Source organism: Pseudomonas sp. 3JA (assembly GCF_036961705.1).
In the GTDB taxonomy this organism is placed as follows: domain Bacteria; phylum Pseudomonadota; class Gammaproteobacteria; order Pseudomonadales; family Pseudomonadaceae; genus Aquipseudomonas; species Aquipseudomonas fluorescens_Q.
In genome coordinates, this window is sequence record NZ_JBAMDJ010000055.1 from 12,753 (window position 1) to 37,381 (window position 24,629).

23 protein-coding genes and 1 pseudogene are annotated in these 24,629 nt (G+C 61.2%); 19 read left to right on the plus strand and 5 right to left on the minus strand.

What is annotated here, in order from left to right; genetic code table 11:
• The first annotated feature begins 65 nt into the window (after positions 1-65).
• The 6 genes and pseudogenes from coaBC to V7773_RS27845 all read left to right on the plus strand — a co-directional run bounded on the left by coaBC (position 66) and on the right by V7773_RS27845 (position 6,477).
• A complete protein-coding gene (coaBC, locus tag V7773_RS27820; protein WP_003206865.1) occupies positions 66-1,274 on the plus strand; it encodes a bifunctional phosphopantothenoylcysteine decarboxylase/phosphopantothenate--cysteine ligase CoaBC in 1,209 nt (402 codons plus the stop codon).
• A gap of 4 nt (positions 1,275-1,278) precedes the next feature.
• Entirely contained in the window at positions 1,279-1,734 is a 456-nt protein-coding gene (dut, locus tag V7773_RS27825) for a dUTP diphosphatase (protein WP_003206867.1), read from the plus strand.
• Between the two features lie 251 nt (positions 1,735-1,985).
• Positions 1,986-3,389, plus strand: a pseudogene (locus V7773_RS27830) (phosphomannomutase/phosphoglucomutase); the annotation flags it as partial.
• A 27-nt stretch (positions 3,390-3,416) separates the two neighbouring features.
• The gene (gene argB, locus V7773_RS27835) at positions 3,417-4,322 is read left to right on the plus strand and encodes an acetylglutamate kinase (protein WP_003206871.1); all 906 of its coding nucleotides are present in this window, start codon (positions 3,417-3,419) and stop codon (positions 4,320-4,322) included.
• Between the two features lie 239 nt (positions 4,323-4,561).
• Positions 4,562-5,620, plus strand: coding sequence for a type IV toxin-antitoxin system AbiEi family antitoxin (locus tag V7773_RS27840; RefSeq protein WP_336076262.1), 1,059 nt, complete (start codon positions 4,562-4,564; stop codon positions 5,618-5,620).
• On the plus strand, positions 5,608-6,477 hold the full coding sequence (locus tag V7773_RS27845) for a hypothetical protein (protein WP_336076263.1): 870 nt from the start codon (positions 5,608-5,610) through the stop codon (positions 6,475-6,477). The genes V7773_RS27840 and V7773_RS27845 overlap by 13 nt, the downstream gene beginning before the upstream one ends.
• A gap of 44 nt (positions 6,478-6,521) precedes the next feature.
• Here the strand turns inward: V7773_RS27845 and pyrE are convergent, their stop codons facing one another.
• Complete coding sequence (gene pyrE, locus V7773_RS27850; protein ID WP_336076264.1) at positions 6,522-7,166, minus strand: orotate phosphoribosyltransferase; 645 nt, start codon at positions 7,164-7,166, stop codon at positions 6,522-6,524.
• Between the two features lie 83 nt (positions 7,167-7,249).
• Between pyrE and V7773_RS27855 the strand changes: the two genes are divergently transcribed.
• A complete protein-coding gene (locus V7773_RS27855; protein WP_013694557.1) occupies positions 7,250-8,029 on the plus strand; it encodes an exodeoxyribonuclease III in 780 nt (259 codons plus the stop codon).
• A 94-nt stretch (positions 8,030-8,123) separates the two neighbouring features.
• On the opposite strand, the gene gltS is transcribed toward V7773_RS27855, so the two are convergent.
• From gltS to rph, 3 genes are all read right to left on the minus strand, one after another.
• Positions 8,124-9,332 carry a sodium/glutamate symporter gene (gltS, locus tag V7773_RS27860; RefSeq protein ID WP_336076265.1) on the minus strand — a complete coding sequence of 403 codons (1,209 nt, stop codon included), beginning with the start codon at positions 9,330-9,332 and terminating at the stop codon, positions 8,124-8,126.
• A 362-nt stretch (positions 9,333-9,694) separates the two neighbouring features.
• Positions 9,695-10,063, minus strand: coding sequence for a DUF4870 domain-containing protein (locus V7773_RS27865; protein WP_013694558.1), 369 nt, complete (start codon positions 10,061-10,063; stop codon positions 9,695-9,697).
• A 31-nt stretch (positions 10,064-10,094) separates the two neighbouring features.
• A complete protein-coding gene (gene rph, locus V7773_RS27870; protein WP_003177262.1) occupies positions 10,095-10,817 on the minus strand; it encodes a ribonuclease PH in 723 nt (240 codons plus the stop codon).
• A 271-nt stretch (positions 10,818-11,088) separates the two neighbouring features.
• On the opposite strand from rph, the gene V7773_RS27875 reads away from it, so the two are divergent.
• From V7773_RS27875 to V7773_RS27900, 6 genes are all read left to right on the plus strand, one after another.
• The gene (locus tag V7773_RS27875; RefSeq protein ID WP_336076266.1) at positions 11,089-11,952 is read left to right on the plus strand and encodes a YicC/YloC family endoribonuclease; all 864 of its coding nucleotides are present in this window, start codon (positions 11,089-11,091) and stop codon (positions 11,950-11,952) included.
• A gap of 10 nt (positions 11,953-11,962) precedes the next feature.
• Complete coding sequence (gene gmk, locus V7773_RS27880; RefSeq protein ID WP_336076267.1) at positions 11,963-12,583, plus strand: guanylate kinase; 621 nt, start codon at positions 11,963-11,965, stop codon at positions 12,581-12,583.
• A 167-nt stretch (positions 12,584-12,750) separates the two neighbouring features.
• The gene (gene rpoZ / locus V7773_RS27885; protein WP_003177259.1) at positions 12,751-13,014 is read left to right on the plus strand and encodes a DNA-directed RNA polymerase subunit omega; all 264 of its coding nucleotides are present in this window, start codon (positions 12,751-12,753) and stop codon (positions 13,012-13,014) included.
• A gap of 60 nt (positions 13,015-13,074) precedes the next feature.
• Positions 13,075-15,180, plus strand: coding sequence for a bifunctional GTP diphosphokinase/guanosine-3',5'-bis pyrophosphate 3'-pyrophosphohydrolase (spoT, locus tag V7773_RS27890; RefSeq protein ID WP_063323797.1), 2,106 nt, complete (start codon positions 13,075-13,077; stop codon positions 15,178-15,180).
• 24 nt (positions 15,181-15,204) lie between these two features.
• On the plus strand, positions 15,205-15,585 hold the full coding sequence (locus V7773_RS27895; RefSeq protein ID WP_003206880.1) for a RidA family protein: 381 nt from the start codon (positions 15,205-15,207) through the stop codon (positions 15,583-15,585).
• A 55-nt stretch (positions 15,586-15,640) separates the two neighbouring features.
• The gene (locus V7773_RS27900) at positions 15,641-16,381 is read left to right on the plus strand and encodes a hypothetical protein (protein ID WP_336076268.1); all 741 of its coding nucleotides are present in this window, start codon (positions 15,641-15,643) and stop codon (positions 16,379-16,381) included.
• Between the two features lie 124 nt (positions 16,382-16,505).
• On the opposite strand, the gene V7773_RS27905 is transcribed toward V7773_RS27900, so the two are convergent.
• On the minus strand, positions 16,506-17,363 hold the full coding sequence (locus V7773_RS27905) for an SDR family oxidoreductase (protein WP_336076269.1): 858 nt from the start codon (positions 17,361-17,363) through the stop codon (positions 16,506-16,508).
• Positions 17,364-17,551: 188 nt separating this feature from the next.
• Here V7773_RS27905 and exbB point away from each other — a divergent pair, with 188 nt between their 5' ends.
• From exbB to V7773_RS27935, 6 genes are all read left to right on the plus strand, one after another.
• Positions 17,552-18,523: a tonB-system energizer ExbB gene (exbB, locus tag V7773_RS27910; RefSeq protein ID WP_063323793.1), complete on the plus strand. Its 972-nt coding sequence runs from the start codon at positions 17,552-17,554 to the stop codon at positions 18,521-18,523.
• Positions 18,524-18,529: 6 nt separating this feature from the next.
• Positions 18,530-18,958, plus strand: coding sequence for a TonB system transport protein ExbD (gene exbD, locus V7773_RS27915; RefSeq protein ID WP_063323792.1), 429 nt, complete (start codon positions 18,530-18,532; stop codon positions 18,956-18,958).
• Positions 18,955-19,710: an energy transducer TonB gene (locus tag V7773_RS27920; protein WP_063323791.1), complete on the plus strand. Its 756-nt coding sequence runs from the start codon at positions 18,955-18,957 to the stop codon at positions 19,708-19,710. Before exbD ends, V7773_RS27920 begins: the two co-directional genes overlap by 4 nt.
• Positions 19,711-20,034: 324 nt before the next feature.
• Positions 20,035-20,955, plus strand: coding sequence for a hydrogen peroxide-inducible genes activator (locus V7773_RS27925; RefSeq protein WP_063323790.1), 921 nt, complete (start codon positions 20,035-20,037; stop codon positions 20,953-20,955).
• A gap of 9 nt (positions 20,956-20,964) precedes the next feature.
• Positions 20,965-23,040, plus strand: a complete 2,076-nt coding sequence (recG, locus tag V7773_RS27930) for an ATP-dependent DNA helicase RecG (RefSeq protein WP_336076270.1) — start codon at positions 20,965-20,967, stop codon at positions 23,038-23,040.
• Between the two features lie 79 nt (positions 23,041-23,119).
• Positions 23,120-24,520: an aminoacyl-tRNA deacylase and HDOD domain-containing protein gene (locus V7773_RS27935; RefSeq protein ID WP_336076271.1), complete on the plus strand. Its 1,401-nt coding sequence runs from the start codon at positions 23,120-23,122 to the stop codon at positions 24,518-24,520.
• Positions 24,521-24,629: the final 109 nt, after the last annotated feature.

The window sequence follows — 24,629 nt, forward strand, 5'->3', positions numbered from 1 at the left end:
GCACCCTGGCAGCTGCTGCCGAGGGGTTCGTCTTGCACTGACCACTGAAATCGAAAGGCAGGCCTATGCAGCGGCTGTATCGGAAACGCATCGTTCTGGGCGTCGGCGGCGGCATTGCCGCCTACAAGAGCGCCGAGCTGGTTCGCAGGCTTATCGACCAGGGCGCGGAAGTACGGGTCGTCATGACCCGTGGTGGCAGCGAGTTCATTACCCCGCTGACCATGCAAGCCCTATCCGGGCACCCGGTCCACCTGGATTTGCTCGACCCGGCGGCCGAAGCCGCCATGGGTCACATCGAACTGGCCAAGTGGGCCGACCTGGTGCTGATCGCCCCGGCCACGGCGGACCTGATCGCCCGTTTGGCCCAGGGCATCGCCGACGACCTGCTGACCACCCTGGTGCTCGCCACCGACGCGGTGGTCGCCGTGGCGCCGGCCATGAACCAGGCCATGTGGCGCGACCCGGCCACCCAGGCCAACCTGCAATTGCTCGAAAGCCGCGCCCTGAAAGTCTTCGGCCCGGCCTCTGGGAGCCAGGCCTGCGGCGATGTCGGCATGGGCCGCATGCTTGAAGCCACCGACCTGGCCCAGTGCGCCGCCGACTGCTTCCAGCGCCAGGCCCTGACCGGCAAGCACGTGCTGATCACCGCCGGACCGACCCAGGAAAACATCGACCCGGTGCGCTACATCACCAACCACAGCTCCGGGAAAATGGGCTTCGCCCTGGCCGAAGCCGCGGTAGAAGCCGGCGCCCGGGTAACACTGATCACCGGCCCCGTGCACCTGCCGACCCCGGACCGGGTCACGCGCATCGATGTGGTCAGCGCCCGGGACATGCTCGCAGCCTGCGAGGCCGCCATCCCCTGCGACCTGTTCATCGCCTCGGCGGCGGTGGCGGACTACCGCCCCGAAGTCGTCGCCCCGCAAAAATTGAAGAAAGACCCTACAAGCGGCGACGGCCTGCTCCTGCAAATGGTGCGCAACCCGGACATCCTGGCCAGCATCGCCACCCGCCCCGACCGCCCGTTCAGTGTCGGCTTTGCCGCCGAGACCGAACACCTGCTCGATTACGCCGCACGCAAGCTCAAGGACAAGAACCTCGACTTGATCGTCGCCAACGACGTGGCCAACCCGAGCATCGGCTTCAACAGCGAAGAAAACGCCTGCAGCGTGATCGACCGCCAGTTGCACGCCACACTTTTCGCCCAGACCAGCAAGAGCAAGATTGCCCGCCAGCTGATCACTTTTATCGCCGAACGTCTGAACCAGGTTTAATGTCATGCACGCCCTACAAGCCAAGATCCTCGACCCACGCATCGGCAACGAATTCCCGCTGCCGCAATACGCCACACCGGGCTCCGCCGGCCTCGACCTGCGGGCGATGCTCAAGCAGGACACGATCCTGGAGCCGGGCCAGACCCTGCTGATTCCTACCGGCCTGTCGGTGTACATCGGCGATCCTGGCCTGGCCGCGCTGATCCTGCCGCGCTCGGGCCTGGGCCATAAGCACGGCATCGTGCTGGGCAACCTGGTGGGCCTGATCGACTCCGACTATCAAGGCGAACTGATGGTGTCGTGCTGGAACCGCGGCCAAACAGCCTTCAACATTGCCGTGGGCGAACGCATCGCGCAGCTGGTGCTGGTGCCGGTGGTCCAGGCCCACTTCGAACTGGTCGAAGAATTCGACGAAAGCCAGCGTGGCGCGGGTGGTTTTGGGCATTCCGGCAGCCATTGACCGGTGTTTTCAAGCCGGGCGTCCTGCCCGGCCCGTTTGTGAAGCTTGTGTTTCAGGACAAAAAATGCGCAATGGCTTTCTGCTAGGTTTCCCACCCGGAATCAACGTATTAGGCGAGCGAGGCCGGGGTAACGCTGTCTCATGGCATTTTCCCACCACGAACTCTCTGTCAAAAACGCCGTCATACCCTTCAGCTTGAGCCTGCCGACGCGACCCGTCGGCCTGTCCAGTCACTTTCCTGATAGAGCGCCCCGCCCATGAACACCCCAGCCGCAATCGCCCCGATCTTCCCTGACAGCATCTTCCGCGCCTACGACATCCGTGGCGTGGTACCGGAAACCCTCACCGCCGAAACCGCCTACTGGATCGGCCGGGCCATTGGCTCCCAGAGCCTGGCCCAGGGCGAACCGAACGTGTGCGTCGGCCGTGATGGCCGTTTGTCGGGGCCTGAGCTGGTCGAACAACTGATAAAAGGCGTCGCCGCCAGTGGCTGCCACGTCAGCGACGTGGGCCTGGTGCCTACCCCGGCGCTGTATTACGCCGCCAACGTGTTGGCCGGCAAGTCCGGGGTGATGCTCACCGGCAGCCACAACCCATCGAACTACAACGGCTTCAAGATCGTCATCGCTGGCGACACCCTTGCCAACGAGCAGATCCAGGCCCTGCACACCCGCCTCAAGACCAACGACCTGAGCAGCGGCCAGGGCAGCATCACCAAGGTCGATATCCTCGAACGCTACAACGACGAAATCGTCAAGGACGTGAAGCTCGCTCGTCGCCTGAAAGTGGTGGTCGACTGCGGCAACGGCGCGGCTGGCGTGATCGCCCCGCAACTGATCGAAGCCCTGAACTGCGAAGTCATCCCGCTGTTCTGCGACGTGGATGGCAACTTCCCTAACCACCACCCGGATCCGGGCAAGCTGGAAAACCTTGAAGACCTGATCGCCAAGGTCAAGGAAACCAACGCCGACCTGGGCCTGGCCTTCGACGGCGACGGCGACCGCGTGGGCGTGGTGACCAATACCGGCAGCGTGGTGTTCCCCGACCGCCTGCTGATGCTGTTTGCCAAGGACGTGGTAGCGCGCAATCCGAACGCCGAAATCATCTTTGACGTTAAATGCACCCGTCGCCTGGTGCCGTTGATCAAGGAATACGGCGGTCGTCCACTGATGTGGAAAACCGGCCATTCGCTGATCAAGAAGAAAATGAAACAAAGCGGCGCCCTGCTGGCCGGCGAAATGAGCGGCCACATCTTCTTCAAGGAACGCTGGTTCGGTTTTGACGACGGCATCTACAGCGCCGCGCGCCTGCTGGAAATCCTCAGCAAGGAAAAATCCACGGCCGAAGAGCTGTTCGCAACCTTCCCGAACGATATTTCTACGCCAGAAATCAATATCCATGTGACCGAAGAGAGCAAATTCAGCATCATTGATGCACTGCACGACGCTCAATGGGGTGAAGGCGCCGAACTGACCACCATCGATGGTGTGCGGGTCGACTATCCCCACGGCTGGGGCCTGGTTCGCGCATCCAACACCACACCGGTGCTGGTACTGCGTTTCGAGGCCGACAACGAGGCTGAACTGCAGCGCATCAAGGATGTATTCCACACCCAACTCAAACGTGTTGCACCTGATCTCCAACTACCGTTTTGATTTTTTGAAGCACTACCGGAGCCCTGAATGACCCTCGAACGCGAAGCCGCCGCCAACACCGCCAAGGTCCTGTCCGAAGCGTTGCCTTATATCCGACGCTACGTCGGCAAGACCCTGGTGATCAAATACGGCGGCAACGCGATGGAAAGCGAGGAGCTCAAGACCGGCTTCGCCCGCGACATCGTGCTGATGAAGGCCGTGGGCATCAACCCGGTGGTGGTGCATGGCGGTGGCCCGCAGATCGGTGACCTGCTCAAGCGCCTGTCGATCGAAAGCCACTTCATCGATGGCATGCGCGTGACCGACGCGCAGACCATGGATGTGGTGGAAATGGTCCTGGGCGGCCAGGTCAACAAGGACATCGTCAACCTGATCAATCGTCATGGCGGCAGCGCCATCGGCCTGACAGGCAAGGACGCCGAGCTGATCCGGGCGAAGAAACTCACCGTGACCCGCCAGACACCGGAGATGACCCAGCCGGAAATCATCGACATCGGTCATGTGGGCGAAGTGGTCGGTATCAACACCGATCTGCTGAACCTGCTGGTCAAGGGCGACTTCATCCCGGTGATCGCGCCCATCGGCGTGGGCGCCAACGGCGAGTCGTACAACATCAACGCCGACCTGGTGGCGGGCAAGGTGGCCGAGGCACTGAAAGCTGAAAAGCTGATGCTGCTGACCAACATCGCCGGCCTGATGGACAAGTCGGGCAAAGTCCTGACCGGACTGTCGACCCAGCAGGTCGATGACCTGATCGCCGACGGCACCATCTACGGCGGCATGCTGCCGAAGATTCGTTGCGCGCTGGAAGCGGTGCAGGGCGGCGTCGGCAGCTCGCTGATCATCGACGGCCGGGTGCCGAATGCGATTCTGCTGGAGATCTTCACCGATACGGGTGTGGGTACGTTGATCAGCAATCGCAAGCGGCCTTAATACCGGAAACGCAACAGATCGCGACCTTTACAGCTCCAATTGGATTTTCGAGTTTGCGAAAATCCGTTAGGGCTGGCGAGGCTCGCGATTTTTTTTGCGCTCGAGAATGTCGAGGGAAGCTGGAGTTTCATCAAATACGCGCATTTCAACAAACGCTGAAACTGCCATATTTATTGAAAATACTGGAAGAATTTCACCAGTTGACCTATTTTCAACATTCGTTGAAAAGGGCTCCATCAATGAAAGATTTCGAAAAAAGCTCAAAAGAGGCGTTGTGCGATCTCCTGCGCAAAGTGCCAATCATCGAAATAAAAAGCCTGGAAGCCGCGCCGCAGACAAAATACTGGGCCCCCGATTTCATCGTTGAAATAGCCACATCGGGTAAATCTCGCTCTCTGGTCTGCGAGGTTAAAGCCAGTGGGCAGCCCAGATTTGTAAACGCAGCCATCCTTCAGCTTCGTGACTACGTAACTGCGTGGGACATTGACGTCACAGCTATCGTAATCGCCCCCTATCTCTCGCCAGCTGCCAGGCAGGCATGTCGGGAAAAAGGTGTCGGCTACTTGGACCTTGAGGGTAATGCCTGGATTTCATTCGATGGCGTATTCATCGACCGTCAAGTTGCGGATAAGCCGCCAGCAGAACATAGAGAGCTGAAGTCACTCTTCAAGCCGAAGTCAGCACAGATCCTTCGTGCAATGCTGCGCGAACCGGCCCATGCATGGCGGGTAATTGAGCTCTCCGAAGTGGCCAGCGCAAGCTTGGGTCAAGTTAGCAATGTGCGTACCGCCCTGCTTGATCGGGAATGGGGGCAGGTAACAAGCAATGGATTCTTCCTATGCGATCCTCAGGCCCTGCTGGATGCATGGGTCGAGGCCTACGAACCTCCATCGGGGGAGCGTAAAAAGTTCTATACCACCTTACATGGCAGCGCCCTGGAAAATGCAGCGCGGAGCGTTATTGGCGAACAGAGCTGCGGGCGCACGCTTTTCTCCTCGTTTTCCGCCGCGCAATGGCTCGCGCCCTATGCCCGTGTGGGCACGCATTACTTTTATGCCGACAGTGAAGGGTTGGATAAACTGATCGAAGCTCTACAGCTTGTCCCTGCGGCCAAGGGCGAAAATGTGGTGATCACCGTTCCCAGGGACGAAGGACTTTTACTGGACACCGTCGAAGCAGCACCCGGCGTGCTGTGCACCAGCCCGGTTCAGACCTATCTGGATTTGACGGTGGCCGGAGAACGCGCAAAAGAAGCTGCTGAGTATTTACGCCAGGAAAAATTGACATGGCCCCGTTAGTGCCGCAAGAGCCTCAATCTGCCTCGGATTATGAGGATAGGACTACGGCCGCAGTGAAGGCCGTGCTCGTCGAAATGGGCCAGATTCTGGGAAGTTTCAAAGGCAAGTTCGCAGTGATCGGAGGAGCGGTGCCATGGCTGCTCCTTGCCCATAATGACATGCAGCATGTGGGTACGCTCGACGTCGACTTGAGCCTAGATGCAGAAGCACTTGGCGATGGCGAGTACGCAACACTGGTCGAGGCCCTGATGGGCAATGGGTATGAGCAAAGAGGAGAGCTACGACGCTTCCAGCTCGTCCGCCAGGTTCCCGTGAACGATGGGGGCGCCCCGATAGATGTGATCGTGGATTTCTTGATGCCTCGCGATGCCGAGATCATCCAGAACAAACCGCCTATCCTGAATGACTTTGCGGTTCAACGTGCCGATGGCGCCGATCTGGCAATGCGGTTCTATCAGATGGTCGCGATTGAAGGCCCCATGCCAACTGGCGGCAAAAATCGCGTCGAGGTTGCCGTTTGCTCTATCCCGGCACTGCTCGCGATGAAGGGCTATGCCCTTAATGGGCGACATAAGCAAAAAGACGCCTACGACATCTACTATTGCGTCCGTAATTATCCAGGTGGCATAGCGGCACTCGCTGAAGAATGCCGCCCCGTCATTGAAACCGGAAGTGGCGAACAAGGCTTCCTGCACATCTGCCAAAAATTTGATGTAGCCGACGGCTATGGCCCGACCTCTGTAAGGCGTTTCGTCGAAGACAGCCAAATCCTTGAGGATCGGACCCCGGACCAGTGGCAACAGGACGCGTTTGGACAAGTGGATGCTTTACTGCGCGCCCTTTGCCTTCGCAAGTGAGCGCCACTGAATAAAAGGCCCTGTCTCGCAGGGCCTTTGGTTTTTCAGACACCAAACTGCGCCCGATAAGCCTCAACCGCCGGCAAATGCTGCTTGAGCTGCGGATTGTCGGCCAAAAACTCCAGCACCTGGTTCAGCGACACAATGCTGATCACCGGAATGCCGAAGTCACGCTCCACTTCCTGGATCGCCGACAGCTCACCGTTGCCGCGCTCCTGGCGGTTCAGGGCGATCAGCACGCCAGCGGCCTTGGCGCCTTCCTGGGCAGCGATGATCTGCATCACTTCGCGAATGGCAGTGCCGGCAGTGATGACGTCGTCGATGATCAACACGTCGCCGGTCAGCGGGGCACCCACCAGGCTGCCGCCTTCGCCATGGGCCTTGGCTTCCTTGCGGTTGAAGCACCAAGGCAAGTCGCGGTCGTGATGTTCAGCCAGGGCGACGGCGGTGGTGGCGGCCAGCGGGATGCCTTTGTAGGCTGGGCCGAACAGCACGTCGAACGGGATGCCGCTCTCGACGATCGCCGCCGCATAGAAACGACCCAGTTGCGCCAGGGCAGAACCGCTGTTGAACAGGCCGGCATTGAAGAAGTACGGGCTGGTGCGCCCGGACTTGAGGGTGAACTCACCGAAGCGCAAAACGCCGCGATCGATGGCAAAGCGAATGAAATCGCGCTGATACGCCTGCATGAAAAAAAGCCTCAAATACCGCGGATTTAGCTAAATAGGTACACGGCGTGTATCATACACGCACGTGATTTTTGGGGCCATTTATGCGGATCATCAGTGTGAACGTCAATGGTATTCAGGCTGCAGTCGAGCGTGGTTTGCTCAGTTGGCTGCAAGCACAGAATGCCGACGTCATCTGCCTGCAGGACACCCGCGCCTCCGCCTTTGAACTGGACGATGCAGCCTTCCAACTGGATGGTTACTTCCTTTATGCCTGCGATGCCGAAGTCCCCGCCCAGGGTGGCGTGGCTTTGTACTCGCGGCTGCAACCGAAGGCTGTCATCAACGGTCTCGGTTTCGAGACGGCGGACCGCTACGGGCGCTACCTGCAAGCCGATTTCGACAAGGTCAGCATCGCGACCTTACTGCTCCCTTCGGGGCAGAACGGCGATGAAGATTTGAATCAGAAATTCAAGTTGATGGACGACTTCGCCCGTTATCTGGATAAACAGCGGCGCAAACGTCGCGAGTACATCTATTGTGGCTCGCTGTACGTGGCGCAACAGAAGCTGGATATCAAGAACTGGCGCGACAGCCAGCAATCTCCTGGTTTCCTGGCGCCGGAACGGGCCTGGATGGACGAGATCATTGGCAACATGGGTTATGTCGACGCCCTGCGCGAAGTCAGCCGTGAAGGCGACCAGTACAGCTGGTGGCCGGACAACGAACAGGCCGAGATGCTCAACCTTGGCTGGCGCTTCGACTACCAGTTGCTGACGCCTGGCCTGCGCCGCTTCGTACGCAGCGCCCGCCTGCCGCGCCAGCCACGGTTCTCGCAGCATGCGCCGCTGATCGTGGATTACGACTGGACGCTGACCATCTAAGCGTACCGGCGACATTCCCAGGTCGACCGAAAAAGAAAATGCCCGTATCGCAAGATACGGGCATTTTTTATGGCGAACGCTACCGCGCAGAACCTCAAGCCACGGCAAACAACGGCAGGGCAAGGTACAACTTGATGACGATGACGTTAATGATATCGATGAAGAACGCTCCCACCATCGGCACCACCAGAAACGCTATCTGCGAAGGCCCGTAGCGCTGCGTCACTGCCTGCATGTTGGCGATGGCCGTCGGCGTGGCGCCCAACCCAAAACCGCAATGCCCTGCCGCCAAGACGGCTGCATCGTAATGACTGCCCATGATTCTGAACGTCACGAAAATCGCAAACAGCGCCATGACCAATGTCTGGGCCGCCAGGATAATGAATATCGGCAATGCCAGTGACGCCAGGTCCCACAACTTGAGTGACATCAAGGCGATAGCCAGAAACAGTGACAGGCTGACATTGCCCAGTACGGACACTTCTCGCTCAAAGACCTGATACAAGCCAAGTGCCGAAAGTCCATTGCGCAAGACCACCCCCACGAACAAGACACAAACGAACGTCGGCAACTCGAATGCGGTGTCGTGGAGCTGCCCATTCAAGAGCGTACCGGCCAGCAGGCTGACTGCAATCAGGGCGAGCGTCTCAATAAACGAAAACGGCGTAATCGAGCGCTCTTTGTTCGGCTGTTCGAAACCCTTGGGTATCCGGGGCTTTTCTGATTCAAGACCGCCGGGTGACTGAACACGCTTGATGAGCAGGCGCGCAACCGGCCCACCGATCAAGCCACCTAACACCAAGCCAAACGTCGCAGAAGCCATCGCAAGTTCGGAGGCAGAAGCCAGGCCGAACTTCTCACTGAACACCGTCCCCCACGCCGCGCCAGTACCGTGACCGCCCGCCAAGGTGATCGAACCAGTCAGCAACCCCATCAACGGATCGAGCCCCAGCGCTTTTGCGAGCCCGATGCCCATGGCGTTCTGGACCACCAACAGGCCGACGACCGCCAGCAGGAAAATCCCAACCACGCGCCCGCCTTTCTTCAGGCTCGCGAAGTCCGCGCTCAGGCCAATCGTGGCAAAAAATGCCAGCATCAACGGTGTCTGCAATGAAGTATCAAATCGAACTTCAACTTCAAGCCCCCGCAAAGCCAGGAGCACCAGGGCAACTACCAGCCCGCCCGCTACAGGCTCAGGGATATTGTAGGCGCGTAGGAAACCAACACGCGTAACCAGTTCACGCCCCAGCAAAAGCACTAGAGAGGCGGCGACAAGTGTTCCATAGAAATCGAGCTGAAACATGAGTGTTTATTCTTTGAACATATATTCAGGGGCGAACTTTTTACCTGGACACGCCTCTTGAACAGGTTGATTGCCTCAACACTGATTGGCTTTGAATTCAAGGACCTTCAATGGTCTGAATATATCGAAATATTTCTGAAGGAATATGACTTGGCGCAACTCTATCAATCGAAGTGTCTTATTGCCAAGCATAGAGGCCGCACTAAAACCGTGTAGTTGTGACTAAAAGTGTAAGAGCGGAATATGCGCACAATAACTCGCTACGCAATGGGAAACTGCACATCAAAAGAAACATTTATGGCTTCAAAAAAGACAATGCCCCGATAGGCCGGGGCATTGTCCTTGGATCGCAGGGCTGATCGTTATTTGACCAGGCGCCAGGTAAACGGATACCGATACGGCTGCCCTTCATTGGCCTTCACGCCACCAATGATCGTCAGCACAAGCGCGCCGATGGCCACCAGGCCGAACAGGAAGAAGCCGATCACCACGACCATCAGCAGCAGGCTGATCGCCGAGGCAATCGCCACGGTGATCTGGAAGTTCAGCGCTTCCTTGCCCTGGGCATCGATGAACGGGTCGGACTCACGCTTGAGCTGCCAGAGCACCAGCGGCCCGATCAGCGTGCCGAACGGAATCCAGATCCCCAACAAGGCGGACAGGTGACAAAACATTGCCCATTGACGCGCCTCTTTGCTCGGCTGGGGCAGTAGGATTTGCTCATCACTCATGACACTCTCCTTGTCTTGAAGCGGGAATCGATCAGTCAGCCAAGGCGGCCTTTTGCAGTTCGAAGATCTCGTTCATGCCTTTCTTCGCCAATTCCAGCATAGCGTTCAATTCTTCTGGCTGGAACGGGGCGCCCTCGGCAGTGCCCTGGACTTCGATGAAACCGCCGGCACTGGTCATGACCACGTTCAGGTCAGTCTCGGCAGCGGAGTCTTCCAGGTAATCCAGGTCCAGCACCGGCTCGCCCTGGTACATGCCCACGGACACAGCGGCAATCATTTGCTTGAGCGGGTCGCCGCCCTTGAGGCCGCCGCGCTTCTTGATCACTTTCAAGGCATCGACCAGGGCGACCATGGCCCCGGTGATGGAGGCAGTACGGGTCCCGCCATCGGCCTGGATCACGTCGCAATCGACATACAGCGTCACGTCGCCCAACTTGGACATGTCCAGAGCGGCACGCAGCGAACGGCCGATCAAGCGTTGGATTTCCAGGGTACGACCGCCCTGCTTGCCACGGCTGGCCTCACGCTGGTTCCGCTCACCCGTGGCGCGCGGCAGCATGCCGTATTCGGCCGTCAGCCAGCCCTGGCCCTGCCCCTTGAGGAAGCGTGGCACGCCGTTTTCGACACTGACAGTGCAGATGACTTTGGTATCACCGAATTCGACCAGTACAGATCCCTCGGCGTGTTTGGTGTAGTTGCGGGTAATGCGGATCGAGCGAAGCTGATCGGCAGCGCGACCACTTGGACGTTTCATAGGGAATACCTGTACGGAGGACGGAAAACTGCCGAGCATTATAGAGCCGTGAATCGTCATAGGGCAGTCAAACGTCACTCGGCTCCAAAAAGCCGACGCAAGCGAAGCCGCGCAAAGGCCTGCCCGACGGGTTGCAGCGCTTTGTCACATGCGCGTTTGGGGCATGCGCTTCACTGCGCTACAATCCTGCGCCTTTGCTGCCCTTCGGCTTTTATTCACAGATTCCAGGCCCCACCACCCGTTGTGGCCGCCTGCATTGCGAGGACCCTCCATGGTGCACAGCATGACCGCTTTCGCCCGCGTCGAAAAAGCCGGGGCCCAAGGCACGCTGAGCTGGGAACTGCGTTCGGTCAACAGCCGCTACCTGGAGCCGCACTTGCGCCTGCCCGAGTCTTTCCGCGACCTCGAAGGCGGCGTGCGCGAGGCGCTGCGCCAGGGCCTGTCCCGGGGCAAGCTGGAATGCACCCTGCGCTTCACCGAAGAAAGCACTGGCAAAGCCTTGCAGGTGGACCGTGAGCGCGCCGCGCAACTGGTCGCCGCGGCCGAAACCGTCGCCAGCCTGATCAAGCATCCTGCCGCCTTGAACCCACTGGAAGTCCTGGCCTGGCCCGGCGTGCTGGTGGGCGATGCGAGCGACCCCCAAGCGCTGAACGCCGAGGCGATGACGCTGTTCAATGAAGGCCTCAAGGAGCTCAAGGCCGGCCGCGAGCGCGAAGGCGCGGAGCTGGCCCGACTGATCAACGATCGCCTGACCTCCATCGAAGAAGACGTCAGCACCCTGCGCGAACTGGTCCCGCAGATGCTTGCCACCCAGCGCCAGAAAGTCCTCGACCGCTTCACCGACATGAAGGCCGAACTGGACCCGCAACGCCTGGAACAGGAAATGGTCATGCTCGCGCAAAAAAGCGACGTGGCCGAAGAACTGGATCGCCTGAGCACCCACATCATCGAAGTTCGCCGGGTACTCAATTCCGGCGGTGCGGCCGGTCGCCGCCTGGACTTTTTGATGCAGGAACTCAACCGCGAAGCCAATACACTGGGCTCCAAAGCCTTCGACCCGCGCAGCACCCAGGCGGCGGTCAACCTCAAGGTGTTGATCGAACAAATGCGCGAACAAGTGCAGAACATTGAGTAAGGCTAACGACATGACCCACAGCACCGGCACCCTCTACATCATTTCCGCGCCCTCGGGCGCCGGCAAGACCAGCCTGGTCAAGGCACTGATCGATGCCGAACCGCAGATCCGCGTCTCGGTCTCGCACACTACCCGCGCCATGCGTCCGGGCGAAGTGAATGGTGTGAACTATCACTTCGTCGACCGCGAAGAGTTCGTGAAGATGGCCGAACACGGCGACTTCCTGGAGCGCGCCGAAGTTTTCGGCAACCTTTATGGTACTTCGCAAAGTTACTTGCAGCAGACCCTGGACGAAGGTCACGACCTGATCCTGGAAATCGACTGGCAAGGCGCCGAGCAGGTGCGCAAGCTGATGCCCCGGGCTCGTTCGATCTTTATCCTGCCGCCAAGCCAGCAAGCCTTGCGCCAGCGCCTGACCAACCGTGGCCAGGACAGCGACGACATCATCGAGGGCCGGATGCGCGAAGCGGTCAGCGAGATGAGTCACTACGTCGACTATGATTACCTGATCATCAACGACGATTTCGCCCACGCGCTGGACGACCTGAAGGCGATTTTCCGCGCCAGCCAGCTGCAGCAGAAACGCCAGCAGCAACGTTTCGGCAAATTATTGGCCGAATTGTTGGGCTGAACAGCCCTTCCCAAAACCGCTGCGACGGCTTTACATTGGTAGTCGCAGCGCGCCGAGGGGTTTGGTTAAAAAATCAGCGCTTCCCTAAACGCTGGTGTTTTTTTAAACTGTCGAGTCCGCTCGCCCAACCGGGCAGCGCGCATATTGCATTCGCTCCGAGGAATACCATGGCCCGCGTAACCGTTGAAGACTGCCTAGAACACGTGGAAAACCGCTTTGAGCTGGTCATGCTCTCTACCAAGCGTGCCCGTCAACTGGCCACCGGCGGCAAAGAGCCATTGGTCCAGTGGGAAAACGACAAGCCTACAGTAGTAGCGCTGCGTGAAATCGCCGAGGGCCTGATGAGCTACGAGTTCATCGCCAACGCTGAAATCGTCGAAGACGAACCGCTGTTCGCAGCGTTCGAGGACGAGTCCAACGAGGCGGTCTAAGCCTATGCCTGGTCGACGTAGCACGGCGCGGGGTCACAGCAGACGGCAGGAGTCATCATCATGCCGAGCATAGACGCCCTCGCCGATCGCTTATCGGCCTATCTCGGCACGGACCAGGTCAACCTGGTCCGCCGAGCCTATTTCTACGCTGAACAAGCCCACGACGGCCAACGCCGCCGCAGTGGCGAGGCGTACGTCACGCATCCTCTTGCGGTGGCGAATATTCTTGCCGACATGCACATGGACCATCAGAGCCTGATGGCGGCGATGCTGCATGACGTGATCGAAGACACCGGCATTGCCAAGGAAGCGCTGCAAGCGCAGTTCGGCGAAACCGTGGCCGAACTGGTCGACGGGGTCAGCAAGCTGACCCAGATGAACTTCGAGACCAAGGCCGAGGCCCAGGCCGAGAACTTCCAGAAAATGGCCATGGCCATGGCCCGCGACATTCGCGTGATCCTGGTCAAGCTCGCCGACCGCCTGCACAACATGCGCACCCTGGAAGTGCTGTCCGGCGAAAAACGCCGACGCATCGCCAAGGAAACCCTGGAAATCTACGCGCCCATCGCCAATCGCCTGGGCATGCACGCGATCCGCATCGAGTTCGAAGACCTCGGCTTCAAGGCCATGCACCCGATGCGTTCGGCGCGGATCAACCAGGCCGTCAAGCGCGCCCGGGGCAACCGCAAGGAAATCGTCAACAAGATCGAAGAATCCCTGAGCCACTGCCTGGCCATCGACGGCATCGAAGGCGAAGTCAGCGGGCGGCAGAAACACCTCTACGGCATCTACAAGAAAATGCGCGGCAAGCGTCGGGCCTTCAACGAGATCATGGACGTCTACGCGTTCCGGATCATCGTCGACAAGGTCGACACCTGCTATCGCGTGCTGGGAGCTGTACATAATTTGTACAAACCGTTGCCGGGGCGCTTCAAGGATTACATCGCGATTCCCAAGGCCAACGGCTATCAGTCGCTGCACACCACGCTGTTCGGCATGCACGGCGTACCCATCGAAATCCAGATCCGCACCCGCGAAATGGAAGAGATGGCCAACAACGGCATCGCCGCCCATTGGCTGTACAAATCCAGCGGCGACGAACAACCCAAGAGCACCCATGCCCGCGCCCGGCAGTGGGTCAAGGGTGTGCTGGAAATGCAGCAGCGCGCCGGCAACTCCCTGGAGTTCATCGAGAGCGTGAAGATCGACCTGTTCCCGGACGAGGTCTACGTCTTTACGCCCAAGGGCCGGATCATGGAGCTGCCCAAAGGCTCCACGGCCGTGGACTTTGCCTATGCGGTACACACCGACGTCGGCAACAGTTGCATCGCGTGCCGGATCAACCGCCGCCTGGCACCGTTGTCCGAACCGCTGCAAAGCGGCTCCACGGTGGAAATTGTCAGCGCCCCGGGCGCACGACCCAACCCGGCATGGCTCAATTTCGTGGTCACCGGCAAGGCCCGCACCCATATCCGTCATGCCCTGAAACTGCAACGCCGCTCCGAATCCATCAGCCTCGGTGAACGCCTGCTGAACAAGGTATTGAACGGTTTCGACAGCTCCCTGGACAAGATCCCGGCCGAGCGTGTGCAACTGATGCTCAATGAATACCGCCTCGAACTGATCGAAGACCTGCTCGAAGACATCGGCCTGGGCAATCGCATGGCCTACGTCGTTGCCCGTCGGCTGCTCGGTGAAGGCGAACAGTTGCCAAGCCCTGAAGGCCCGCTGGCAATTCGCGGCACCGAAGGCCTGGTGCTCAGTTATGCCAAGTGTTGTACGCCGATCCCGGGCGACCCGATTGTCGGCCATTTATCCGCCGGCAAAGGGATGGTGGTGCACCTGGACAACTGCCGCAACATCAGCGAAATCCGTCATAACCCGGAAAAATGCATCCAGCTCTCCTGGGCCAAGGATGTCACCGGCGAATTCAACGTCGAGCTGCGGGTCGAGCTGGAACACCAGCGTGGCCTGATCGCGCTGCTGGCCAGTAGCGTCAATGCCGCCGACGGCAATATCGAAAAAATCAGCATGGACGAACGCGATGGCCGCATCAGCGTCGTTCAATTGGTAGTCAGCGTACACGACCGTGTGCACCTGGCCCGCGTGATCAAGAAACTGCGCGCCCTGACCGGCGTTATCCGCATCACCCGGATGCGCGCGTAGCCCATTCGTTATCAGGAGTCATTCATGACCAAGACTGTTATCACCAGCGACAAGGCCCCGGCCGCCATCGGTACTTATTCCCAGGCGATCAAGGCCGGCAACACCGTGTACATGTCGGGCCAGATTCCACTGGATCCCAAGACCATGGAGCTGGTGGAAGGCTTCGAAGCCCAGACCGTGCAGGTGTTCGAAAACCTCAAGGCCGTGGCCGAGGCCGCCGGTGGTTCGTTCAAGGACATCGTCAAGCTGAACATCTTCCTCACCGACCTGAGCCACTTCGCCAAGGTCAACGAGGTGATGGGCAAGTACTTCGACCAGCCTTACCCTGCCCGCGCCGCCATCGGCGTGGCCGCCCTGCCCAAGGGCGCTCAGGTTGAGATGGATGCCATCCTGGTCATCGAGTAATAAGGCCGGCGCAGCCTCCCCTGCTGCGCCGTTTTCGTTCTGAAAGGATTCCACCATGCGCAAAGCGCTTGCTCTCTCGCTGGCTGCCCTGCTTCTGGGCGGTTGCGCCAGCGACCCTGCCGACCGTGACATCAGCGGCACCTGGATCAACCAGGCAGCCATCGACGCTGCCGCCAAGGGCGGCCCGCTTCGCGAAGCGCTGCAGGGCTACGGCCCGAACCTGGAATGGGACGTCAACACCCGGGCCGGTCAGGCGCGCTACACCAACGGCTTTGAAAACGTCGAAGGCAAGTTGCTGGGCGAAGAAGACGGCGCCTGGAAAGTCGATTTCTACGGCAGCTCCGCCAGCGAACTCAAGCGCGATGGCGACCAGTTAAGCCAGGCCGCCACCGAGAACGAACCGCAGCAGGTGTTCGACCGGGCGTCAGTCCAGGTACCCGCAGGTGCGCCGATCGGCGCCAGTTTCGAGCGAGCGCTGTATGCCGCCTACCTGGGTGGCACCTGGAGCATCGTCAACGGCCCCGGCCAGGGCGCCACCGTGCAATTCCAGCCCGACGGCCAGGTCAGCGGGCTGCCGGGCGCCGATCGTTACGCCTTGTGCCTGGCCGGCGATTGCGCCTCCATGAGCGGTGGCAACGACAACATCTGGCTGCAGCAGAACGGCCAGGGCAACACCTGGATCTTTGCCCGCGACGGCAAGCGGCTGGAGATTTTCCAGACCGTCAACGCCGCGCTGGCCGATGAAATGCCGTCGTTCACGCCGGGCAACCGGCAGTGGGTGCTCGAAAAGCAGTAGCGCAATACCCTGTGGGAGCGAGCTTACTCGCGATAGCGGTGTAACAGCCAACCTTGATGTTGACTGTCAGGGCCTCATCGCGAGCAAGCTCGCTCCCACAGTTTGTTTTTGGGGGGCCGACGAATCAGCAGCGCCCTTCCAGAATCGCCGCATACCCCTCGCGAAAACTCGGATAACGCGGCGACCAGCCCAGGGCCTTGGCCCGGGCGTTGCTGCAGCGTTTGCTACCGGCGCGGCGGACGCTGGCGTTTTCGGCCCATTGGGTGACACCCAGGTAGTCGCGCAGCCAGCCCACCACGTCGGCCAGCGCGGCGGGAGTGTCGTCGACGCCGATGTAGCAGTCTTCCAGGGGCTTGCCCTGGCGATCGGCTTCCAGCAGAAAGGCCAGCAGGCCCGCCGCGTCGTCGGCGTGGATGCGGTTGGCGTACAGGGGCGGATCCTCCACCACGCTGTAGCCCTGGCGCACCTGGCTCAGCAACCATTCCCGACCCGGCCCATAGATGCCGGTAAGGCGCACGCGGCTGGCCGGGATGCCACTGTCCAAGGCCACTTGCTCGGCTTCGAGCATCAGGCGACCGGAATAGCCGCCGGCCACGGTTGGCGAGGTTTCATCCACCCATTCGCCCAGCTGTTGCCCATAAACACTGCTGCTGGACACAAACAGCAGACGCTTGGGCTGCTGCCCATGCTGCTTCAACCAGCCCAACACATGCTGCAACCCTTCGACATAAGCCGAGCGATAGCCCGCTTCGTCATGGTCGGTGGCCGCGGCGCTGTACACCAGGTAATCCAACGAACCGGTGGGCCAATCGGCCGGGCATTGCTCGCTGAACAAATCCCCCGCCACGCCGATGACGCCGGCCGGCAGGCTCGAAACCGTACGCCGCAGGCCATGGACTTGCCAATGTGCGGCCAATAACTGACGGGCCAGGCGGCCACCGATATCACCGCAGCCGGCGATCAAAACAGAAGGCGCGGACATCAAGAATTCCTCTGGCAAAGCCGCAGACTAGCCTCCGAGGGGGACGGGCGGCTAGCCATCGCACAAAAAAAGTAACTGTATTACTTTTGTTAACAAGAATTACTTGCAATAATGCCCGCCAGTTTTGTTCTCGGCCCCCGAGGCCTGGAAGAACATCAACCTTCTTTTTTCTCTCAGGTCCGGCCAGCATGAAACGCTCTCTATCCCCCGCTTCGCCAACCAATCGACCTCGTGCCTGGGGCACGGTAGCCGCCCTGCTATTCAGCCTGCTGCTGGCACCTGCCGCCGCGTTCGCCGATGCACAGGCGCCCGCCACGACCCCGGCCACCGCACCGGCTGCTGCCCAGGCACCGGCCGACCCGGCCGCTCCCGTTGCAACGCCGGTCGCCACCGACCCGGCCCAGGCCGTCGAAGCCGACGCACCTCAAGTGCTCGAAGCCGACAACTCCCTGGGCATGGCCCACGACCTGTCGCCATGGGGCATGTACAAGAACGCCGACATCATCGTGAAAATCGTGATGATCGGCCTGGCCATCGCCTCGATCATCACCTGGACTATCTGGATTGCCAAAGGCTTCGAGCTGCTGGGTGCCAAGCGTCGCTTGCGTGGTGAAATCGCCGCCCTGAAAAAAGCCACCACCCTCAAGGAAGCCAGCGCCACCGCCGCGAAGGCAGGCACTCTTGCCAACCTGCTCGTGCATGACGCACTCGAAGAGATGCGCCTGTCGGCCAACAGCCGCGAGAAAGAAGGCATCAAGGAACGCGTGAGCTTCCGCCTCGAACGCCTGGTCGCCGCCTGCGGTCGCAACATGAGCAGCGGCACCGGCGTGCTTGCCACCATCGGCTCTACCGCGCCATTCGTCGGTCTGTTCGGCACCGTGTGGGGCATCATGAACAGCTTCATCGGCATCGCCAAGACCCAGACCACCAACCTCGCCGTCGTCGCACCCGGCATCGCCGAAGCCTTGCTGGCAACGGCCTTGGGCCTGGTCGCAGCGATCCCGGCCGTCGTGATCTACAACGTCTTCGCCCGCTCCATTGCCGGCTACAAGGCCCAGGTCTCCGATGCTTCGGCCGAAGTCCTGCTGCTGGTCAGCCGCGACCTCGACCACCTGCCGCCCGAGCGTGGCTCGCAACCGCACATGGTGAAAGTGGGGTAATCGGCCATGGGCCTGCATTTGAAAGAAGGCGCAGACGACGATCTGGCCGAGAACCACGAAATCAACGTCACGCCGTTCATCGACGTGATGCTGGTGCTGTTGATCATCTTCATGGTGGCCGCCCCGCTCGCCACCGTGGACATCAAGGTTGACCTGCCAGCGTCGACGGCCAAGCCCTCGCCACGGCCGGAGAAACCGGTGTTCCTCAGCGTCAAGGCCGACCAGCGCCTGTTCCTGGGCGAAGAAGAGGTCAAGGCCGAAACCCTCGGCGCGACCCTCGACGCCAAGACCCAAGGCAAGAAAGACACGACGATCTTCTTCCAGGCCGACAAAGGCGTGGACTACGGCGACCTGATGAGCGTGATGGACGCGCTGCGGGGCGCTGGCTACCTGAAGGTCGGCCTGGTCGGACTCGAGACGGCGCGGCAGAAATGATCACGACGCGCCAAAAGCTGACGCGTTACAGCGGTAGCCTGGCAGTGGTGCTGGGCGTGCATGCGCTCGCCATCGCCCTGGCGTTGAACTGGACATCGCGCCCGCCTATCGAATTGCCTCCCCAGGCGATGATGGTCGAGCTGGCGCCGGTTCCAGCCCCACCACCGCCTGCACCGCCGAAAGTCGTCACACCGCCGCAACCTCCCGAGCCGGTCGAAGAATTGCCGCTGCCCAAGCTTGCCGAAGCGCCGAAGCCGGAGATTTCCGTGCCCAAGCCGGTCAAGCCCAAGCCAAAGCCGCAACCGCCCAAACCCAAACCGGTGGAGAAAAAGCCCGAGCCGCCGAAGGAACAGCCGTCGGAGCAGAAGCCCAGCGACACCCCGCCAACCCAGTCAGTGGCCGAGAAGTCCGCGCAACCGGCTCCTGGCCCGTCACCAGCACAATCGGCTGCCAAGGCCAACTGGCAGGGCACGCTGCTGGCGCACCTGGGCAAGTACAAGAAGTACCCGCCCAGGGCCCAGCAGATGAACAAGGAAGGCATGAACCGCCTGCGCTTCGTGGTGGATGCCGAAGGTAACGTGTTGTCATTCGAACTGGTGGGCAGCTCCGGCACGGACTCCCTGGACCGGGCCACCCTGGAAATGATCCGCCGCGCCCAGCCGCTGCCCAAGCCGCCGGCGGAGCTGCTGACCAACGGCACCATCGAACTGACGGCACCGTTTGTGTACTCCATCGACAAGCGCCGGCGCTGACTGAACCTGGCAACCCGGTAGCAGGTGAATCCTGTGGCGAGGGAGCTTGCTCCCGCTGGACTGCGCAGCAGGCCCTGGCCCGATCAACACGATCTGCCTGATACGGCGCATTCGCTGGTTTTGGGGCCGCTTCGCGGCCCAGCGGGAGCAAGCTCCCTCGCCACAATAAGTACAACCGGCAGGAAGGCATCGAAAGATGCCTTTTTCATATCCGGCAACGCCCCAACAGACATTGGACAGTGTCACACCGCCCCCCCACTCTGATAACGTGCGTCTATCGATTGCAGCCGGTATGCTTGGCTCGCAACTTCACGGACGCTCGCCATGACCCTCACAGAATTACGCTACATCGTGACCCTCGCCCAAGAGCAGCATTTCGGCCATGCGGCCGAGCGTTGCCACGTCAGCCAGCCGACGCTGTCGGTGGGCGTGAAAAAGCTTGAAGACGAACTCGGTGTGCTGATTTTCGAGCGCAGCAAAAGCGCCGTGCGCCTGACTCCAGTGGGCGAAGGCATCGTGGCCCAGGCGCAAAAGGTCCTGGAGCAGGCCCAGGGTATTCGCGAACTGGCCCAGGCCGGCAAGAACCAACTGACCGCCCCGCTGAAAGTCGGCGCGATCTACACCGTCGGCCCGTACCTGTTCCCGCACCTGATTCCGCAACTGCACCGGGTCGCCCCGCAAATGCCGTTGTACATCGAAGAAAACTTCACCCATGTGCTGCGCGACAAGCTGCGCAACGGCGAGCTGGACGCGATCATCATCGCCCTGCCATTCAACGAAGCCGACGTCCTGACCCTGCCGCTCTACGACGAACCGTTCTACGTCCTGATGCCGGCCCAGCACCCCTGGACCCAGAAAAAGACCATCGACGCCGCCCAGCTCAACGACAAGAGCCTGCTGTTGCTTGGCGAAGGCCACTGCTTCCGCGACCAGGTGCTCGAAGCCTGCCCGACCCTGACCAAGGGCAACGAAGGCGCCAAGCACACCACGGTGGAGTCCAGCTCCCTGGAAACCATCCGCCACATGGTCGCGTCGGGACTGGGCATTTCGATCCTGCCGCTGTCAGCGGTGGACAGCCATCATTACTCCCCGGGTGTGATCGAAGTCCGCCCGCTGACGCCGCCCGTGCCGTTCCGTACCGTGGCCATCGCCTGGCGTGCCAGTTTCCCGCGGCCCAAGGCCATCGAGATCCTCGCCGACTCGATCCGCCTGTGCTCCGTGGCCAAGCCGCCCGCTGGCAAGTAAGCCACGCCCATGACGGAGCTGTCGAAAGTGCCGGTCACCACACTCAAGGGTGTCGGTGAAGCCATGGCCGAAAAACTGGCCAAGGTCGGCCTGGAAACCCTCCAGGACCTGCTGTTCCACCTGCCGCTGCGTTACCAGGACCGCACCCGCGTGGTGCCCATCGGCCATCTACGCCCGGGACAGGATGCGGTGATCGAAGGCACCGTCAGCGGCGCCGACGTGGTCATGGGTCGCCGTCGCAGCCTGGTGGTGCGCTTGCAGGATGGCACCGGCGGGCTCAGCCTGCGCTTCTATCATTTCAGCAATGCGCAAAAGGAGGGCCTCAAGCGCGGCACCCGTGTGCGCTGCTACGGCGAGGCGCGGCCCGGGGCTTCGGGGCTGGAGATCTATCACCCGGAATACCGCGCCATCACCGGTGACGAACCGCCGCCGGTGGACGAAACCCTGACCCCGGTCTACCCCCTCACCGAAGACCTGACCCAACAACGCCTGCGCCAGCTCTGCCAGCAAACCCTGACCCTGCTCGGCCCCAGCAGCCTGCCCGACTGGCTGCCCACGGAACTGGCCCGGGATTACCACTTGGCCCCCCTGGCCGATGCGATCCGCTACTTGCACCATCCGCCCGCCGATGCCGACGTGGACGAACTCGCCGTCGGCCATCACTGGGCCCAGCACCGTCTGGCGTTCGAAGAGCTGCTGACCCATCAACTGTCCCAACAACGCCTGCGCGAAAGCCTGCGTTCCCTGCGCGCCCCAGCCATGCCCAAGGCCAGGGATCTGCCGGCCCGCTACCTGGCCAACCTCGGGTTCACCCCCACAGGCGCCCAGCAACGGGTCGGCAACGAAATCGCCTACGACCTGAGCCAGCCCGAGCCGATGCTGCGGTTGATCCAGGGCGATGTCGGCGCCGGCAAGACCGTGGTCGCCGCCCTCGCCGCGCTCCAGGCCCTGGAAGCGGGGTATCAAGTGGCGCTGATGGCGCCCACCGAGATCCTCGCCGAACAACACTTCATCACCTTCCAGCGCTGGCTCGAACCGTTGGGCATCGAAGTCGCCTGGCTGGCTGGCAAGCTCAAGGGCAAGAACCGCGCCGCCGCCCTGGCGCAGATCGCCGAAGGGGCACCGATGGTGGTCGGCACCCACGCGTTGTTCCAGGACGAAGTGCAATTCAAGAACCTGGCCCTGGTGATCATCGATGAACAGCACCGCTTCGGCGTGCAGCAGCGCCTGGCCCTGCGGCAGAAAGGCGTGGGCGGGCGGATGTGCCCTCATCAACTGATCATGACCGCGACGCCGATCCCGCGAACCCTGGCGATGAGCGCCTACGCCGACCTCGACACCTCGATCCTCGACGAACTGCCGCCCGGCCGTACGCCGGTCAACACCGTGCTGGTGACCGATACCCGACGAGTGGAGGTGATCGAGCGCGTGCGCAGCGCCTGCGCCGAAGGGCGGCAGGCTTATTGGGTGTGCACGCTGATCGAAGAGTCGGAAGAACTGACCTGCCAGGCGGCCGAGACCACCTTTGAGGACCTCACCGCCGCCCTCGGCGAGTTGAAGGTCGGGCTGATCCACGGACGCATGAAGCCCGCCGAGAAAGCCGCCGTCATGGCTGAGTTCAAGGCCGGCGCCCTGCAACTTTTGGTTGCCACCACGGTGATCGAGGTGGGCGTCGACGTGCCCAACGCCAGCTTGATGATCATCGAAAACCCCGAGCGCCTGGGCCTGGCACAGTTGCACCAGTTGCGCGGACGCGTGGGTCGAGGCAGCGCCGCCAGTCATTGCGTCCTGCTGTATCACCCGCCGCTGTCGCAGATCGGTCGCCAGCGGTTGGGCATCATGCGCGAAACCAACGACGGTTTCGTCATCGCCGAAAAAGACCTCGAATTGCGCGGCCCCGGTGAAATGCTCGGCACGCGCCAGACCGGTCTGCTTCAATTCAAGGTAGCCGACCTGATGCGCGACGCCGACCTGCTCCCCGCCGTACGCGATGCCGCCCAGGCGCTGCTGGAACGCTGGCCCGACCACGTCAGCCCGCTGCTGGATCGCTGGCTGCGTCACGGGCAGCAATACGGCCAAGTGTGAGCACGCGCTCAGTTTTCCGGACGCGCGTACCGGACAAGCTGGTTATACTGACCAACTTGTAGGAAAACGGATACAGACCATGACAGAAGCTGCCCTCGTTCCCGAATCCCCGCACGCTCCGTCTGTTATTCGGCTGTTGCTCGAGAAATTGGGCATCGGCTTTGACGAAGTGCTCGAACGCCCCGGCCTGAACCCAGCCCGCAAAGTACAGGCAGTGTTGCTGCACGATGCCGTTGGCGCGCTGATGGTGCTGTTTCCGCAAAGCCAACTGCTGGACCTCAACCGCCTGGCCGAACTCACCGGCCGCAAACTCACGGCAGTGCCTACCGACCGCCTGGAGCGCATGCTCGGTAAACACAGCCTGAGCCTGCTGCCCGGTCTGCCGGCGCTGACCAGTTCACCCTGCCTGTACGAAGAAAGCCTGCTGCGTGAGCCAAAGCTGCTGATCAACTCGGGCGAGCCGGGACTGCTGCTGGAAGTCACCAGCGAAGCGTTCAAGACCATGCTCACCAAGGCCAGCGCCGCGACGTTCGGCGAAGCCGTGAGCAACATCACCCCCAACCTGGACCGCCCACACGACGACCGCGCGGAAATCACCCAGGCCGTACAGGCGTTCACCGCCCGGCGTATCCAGCAACGGCTGGAAGAAACCATCGAGATCCCGCCGCTGGCCGAAACCGCGCAGAAAATCATCAAGCTGCGTGTCGACCCCGACGCGACCATCGATGACATCACCGGCGTCGTCGAAACCGACCCGGCCCTGGCCGCGCAAGTGGTGAGCTGGGCCGCTTCGCCCTACTACGCGTCGCCGGGCAAGATTCGTTCAGTGGAAGACGCCATCGTCCGGGTACTGGGCTTCGACCTGGTGATCAACCTGGCACTGGGCCTGGCCCTGGGCAAGACCCTGAGCCTGCCCAAGGACCACCCGCAACACACCACACCCTACTGGCACCAGTCGATCTACACCGCCGCTGTCATCGAAGGCCTGACCCGCGCCATGCCCCGGGCCCAGCGACCCGAAGGCGGCCTGACCTACCTGTCGGGCCTGCTGCATAACTTCGGCTACCTGTTGCTGGCCCACGTGTTCCCGCCGCACTTCTCGCTGATCTGCCGGCACCTGGAGGTCAACCCGCACCTGTGCCACAGCTACGTGGAACAGCACCTGCTGGGCATCAGTCGCGAGCAGATCGGCGCCTGGCTGATGCGCTACTGGGACATGCCCGACGAACTGGCCACCGCCCTGCGCTTCCAGCACGACCCGCACTACGACGGCGAATACGCCGCCTACCCGAACCTGGTGTGCCTGGCCGTACGCCTGCTGCGCTCGCGAGGGATCGGCTCCGGCCCGGACGAGGAAATTCCCGATGCTTTGCTCGAGCGCGTAGGACTGTCTCGAGAAAAGGTCAATGACGTGGTCAGCAAAGTGCTTGAAGCCGAAGTACTGCTGCGCGAACTGGCTTCGCAGTTCAGCCACGGTTGAATAGACTCACCTGGCTTGTGCAGGTAAGTGAAGCTCTTGTGGCGAGGGAGCTTGCTCCCGCTCGGCTGCGCAGCAGTCGTAAAAATCCGCTTGGAGCATGATCGTTCCC